This window comes from Hydrogenoanaerobacterium saccharovorans (assembly GCF_016901815.1).
In the GTDB taxonomy this organism is placed as follows: domain Bacteria; phylum Bacillota; class Clostridia; order Oscillospirales; family Ruminococcaceae; genus Avimicrobium; species Avimicrobium caecorum.
Genome location: NZ_JACSNR010000018.1, coordinates 1 through 3,597, shown reverse-complemented (window position 1 = coordinate 3,597; position 3,597 = coordinate 1). Strand labels below are relative to the sequence as shown.

The 3,597-nt window shown below is 57.9% G+C and carries 4 protein-coding genes; 1 reads left to right on the top strand and 3 read right to left on the bottom strand.

Going from position 1 to position 3,597, the window contains the following annotated elements; translation table 11 throughout:
* Positions 1 to 125: 125 nt before the first annotated feature.
* A complete protein-coding gene (locus H9X81_RS11425) occupies positions 126 to 977 on the bottom strand; it encodes a LysM peptidoglycan-binding domain-containing protein (RefSeq protein ID WP_204722150.1) in 852 nt (283 codons plus the stop codon).
* A 107-nt stretch (positions 978 to 1,084) separates the two neighbouring features.
* On the opposite strand from H9X81_RS11425, the gene H9X81_RS11420 reads away from it, so the two are divergent.
* A complete protein-coding gene (locus H9X81_RS11420; RefSeq protein WP_207751071.1) occupies positions 1,085 to 1,573 on the top strand; it encodes a GNAT family N-acetyltransferase in 489 nt (162 codons plus the stop codon).
* A gap of 25 nt (positions 1,574 to 1,598) precedes the next feature.
* Here the strand turns inward: H9X81_RS11420 and H9X81_RS11415 are convergent, their stop codons facing one another.
* The gene (locus H9X81_RS11415; protein ID WP_345941552.1) at positions 1,599 to 3,002 is read right to left on the bottom strand and encodes a peptidoglycan-binding protein; all 1,404 of its coding nucleotides are present in this window, start codon (positions 3,000 to 3,002) and stop codon (positions 1,599 to 1,601) included.
* Between the two features lie 16 nt (positions 3,003 to 3,018).
* Positions 3,019 to 3,597: hypothetical protein (locus H9X81_RS11410; protein ID WP_345941551.1), on the bottom strand; the 579-nt coding region annotated here is incomplete at its 5' end.

Genomic DNA, 3,597 nt, shown 5'->3' with positions numbered 1-3,597 from the left:
CCTATGCGTGGCTGGCAGGCCAACAAAAAGCGCACTTGTGCGTTGCCTGTAGTATTAGGGCTATGCCCGAAACGGAAATACCCCCCGCTTTGCGGGGGGATATTTATTTTATTAGATAATCGCACTTATTCATAAGTCATCAGTGTGATACGGTCCGCATACCGTCCGTGAGCGGCGTAGTCATGCCCTTCGTACAGGATTCCCTTCATGTTGGCACTGGTTTTGGGAGCGATGGCGGTGGTGAGGATCAGCCCGTTGGCATGCAGCTGTTCCGAGAGATCCCGCAGGAAGCTGTTGTATGCCTCCCGGTCCCCGCCATAGACATTCTCAAAGTCAATATCCACGCCGTAGTAGTTCTTTTCCACAGCGGTGTCCACAATGTTCTGGATCAGACGGTTGCGGGTCGCTTCATCGGTGAGCAGCCAGCTGGCAAGGCCGCTGTCAAAATTGCCGCCCTCCTTGATGTTGGTCACCACCATGATGGGCCCGGCGCCGCCCGACCAGGCCGCGTCAATGATGGAGCTGTCGGCGATGTCTGCCAGGCGTCCGGTGGGACGGGCGTCATGGCTGAAAATACTCAGATAGGTCAGGTCGGGCAGGGTGCGTGCCAGAGTGTCCCGGTTCATGGTGTAATAGGCATAGCCGTTTACATCAATGCTGTCACTGAGTTCCGGCAGTCCCCCGGGAATCCGGATGTTCTGTCCGATGTAGATGGCAGAGGGGTTGGCAATCTCCGGATTGGCCTCCATCAGTTCATCCACAGTCACGCCGTACTTTTCCGCAATGAGAAACAGGGTTTCCCCACGCAGTACCGTATGGGTATCCGCACTACTGCCGGGGATCACCAGTGCCTGGCCTACCACCAGCCGGTCGGGATAGTTCAGCTGATTGGCTTCGATCAGTTCCGCGCGGCTCACATTGTAGCGGTCCGCAATCTCGGTCAGGGTATCGCCTGTCTGTACAGTATAGATAATCAAAATTCTTGCCACACCTTTCATTAATTTCAGTGAAATACCGTATTTTAGGCAGACAAACTGCCTGTATCGGGTGTATAATGGGGAAAAAGGTTCTGGGAGGGATTATAATGAAGATTCGGGAAATGCGTCCGGAGGACTGGAACGATGTGCGCCGGATTTATCTGGAGGGAATTGCAACCGGGATTGCAACATTCCAGCAGTCTGCTCCGGAGTATGAGGACTGGGACCGCGGTCATCTTGCGGATTGCCGTCTGGTTGCGGAAGAGGAGGGTCATATCCTGGGATGGACTGCACTCTCTGCCACCAGCAGCCGTCCGGTTTACCGGGGTGTTGTGGAAGTCAGCCTGTATGTAGGGGCGGATTCCCGGGGCAAGGGCGTGGGCAAAGCCCTGATGCTGGAATTGATCGCCCGGTCCGAAGCCAAGGGTTACTGGACCCTGATGTCCTCGGTCTTTGCGGAGAATGCCGCCAGCCGGGCCCTGCACAAGGCCTGTGGATTCCGGGAAGTGGGGTACCGGGAAAAGATCGCAGTGGCTGCCGATGGAAAATGGCATGACACCATTCTCATCGAACGCCGGAGCCCGTTTATCCGCTGAGGCGGACATCGCCGGGGAGTCCTGTTCAGGATTCCCCGGTATTATTTTGCTCAGAAAGCAGCCGACGGTACACAAAGGTGATGGTGTTCCAGGTCAGGGCGCCGACCCGTCCGGTTGCGGGAATGCCGTACAGCTCCTGGAATGCCCGGACTGCCTCTTCGGTCTTGGCGCCGAAATAGCCGGTGACTTCGGTGAGCGGGATCTCCGGCAGATAGCGGGAGATATAGGTCAGATAGCGCTGGAGATTCTCCACATCCTGGTTTTCCAGCCCCTGGCTGAGCAGATAGCCCGGATAGATCGCTGGTTTCAGATCGCCGAATTCCGTATCCACCACCGAGAGGATACCCCGGTAGACCTCCTGCATTTTGTACCAGGTTTCCCGGTCGGTGATGCCGGTGGGGTCCAGACCGTACTGGCGCTGAAAGACCTCCACAGCGGCAGCGGTATCCGAGCTGTAAATCCCGTCAATGGGCACAGCGGGAATATAGGGGTTAAAGTAGGCAAAGGCGTTGAGATAGTACTGGATGGTGGTCACCGGCAGGCCGGTATCGCCCACTGTGAGCTGTCCGGGATAGAGCAGCTCGGCCTCGTCCAGACGGATGCCCTCGCTGTACAGGTCAGCCAGCTTCTTGACGCTGGTGTAGATCTCCTTGATCCGGTACCAGGTGGCCTTATCCACCACGCCGGTCACCGGCATATTGAATACCTGCTGGAACACCCGGACTGCCTCCTGGGTGGCGGGATCAAAGACACCGTCCTCCAGCGGAATCCGTGGGATAGCCGGGAAATTCCTGCGGATGCGGTTCAGTGACTGCTGGATGACATACACATCGTTGTTGCTGTCCCCCAGTTCCAGCGGCACTCCGGGATAGGATTCGGTGAGGTTTTCGATGGGGGCGTCCTCCACCAGTTCCAGATCGTCGCCGTAATAGGTGCGCAGGATCTCCAGCGCGTCCAGGCCCTGGTTGGCGAGGTCCACGCTGCCCCACTGGGACAGTCCGTCACAGGTGACTGTGGTGCCGCTGCAGAACTGGGCAAAGAGCGGATTGGCCTGGTCGGGACGGCGGAGGTAGTCGTTGAAAATCTCATCCACGATGTCGCTGACATTCTCGAACACATCCCGGTCCTTGACAAAGGCCTGGTCGAACTGGATAGAGGAAGTGATGTCGAAATCATAGCCCCGGCTGCGGTACCATTCGGTATAGATGCGGTTGAGGGCAAAGGAGATCTGGGCATAGATATTGGCCCGGAGCGCCTCTTCGGGCCAGGTGGGATAGATCTCACTGGACGCCACATTTTTGATATAGTCGGAGAAAGGGATCTCCACATTTTCCGCCGGCTGGTTGGGGGCGCCCAGGTGGACGACGATGGTTTCCGGCACAACAGGGAGCCGGACTTCCGGCGGCGTGGATTCAGGAAGGTTGATCACGGAAAGCTGCCTCCTTTCAGGGTTCATCCGGGCTGTTCACCGGTGCGGCCGCAGCCGGGATCAGGTCCACAGCCTGCAGGGAGGTGACCCCCTCGAACACCGGAACCTGCTCAATGACTGCGTCCATGAAATCCGGATGGGATACGGTGATCCGGTAGCTGACATACGGCGCGGGATCACCGGGGGTTTCGGGAAGACTGCGTTCCAGAGCCGGGACCGTCACCGGCTTCACCTGTCCGGAATGGTCGGTGAACTGGCTGTCGATGAGGTAGACCCCATCCGGAAAGACCTTGTAGAGGTTTACCTGGGCATTTCCCACCGGATAGGTGCGCCGGGCGGTGAATACCTGGGTCTTGATTACGCCGGAATCGGGATTTTCCTGCTGGAACTGCTCATATTCCCCTTTTGTAGCGGCAGGTGGTTGGAAGTTCTGCCCATTTGTGGTATGATGGGTGTTGTCAGCGGAAGAGGTTTTTTCCGCGTACCGTGCCAGCAGCTCCCGGAGGAAGGCGGCAGCGGCGGTGAGGTATTCCTCCTCATTGCGCCCGATGGCGTCCCGGGGCGTGCCCGAGTTGTCCGGCGGGTTGCCGATGCG

Excerpts from the sequence above, each read along its gene's own strand:
- H9X81_RS11420 (WP_207751071.1), top strand. The coding sequence starts at position 1,085 with ATGAAGATTCGGGAAATGCGTCCGGAGGACTGGAACGATGTGCGCCGG.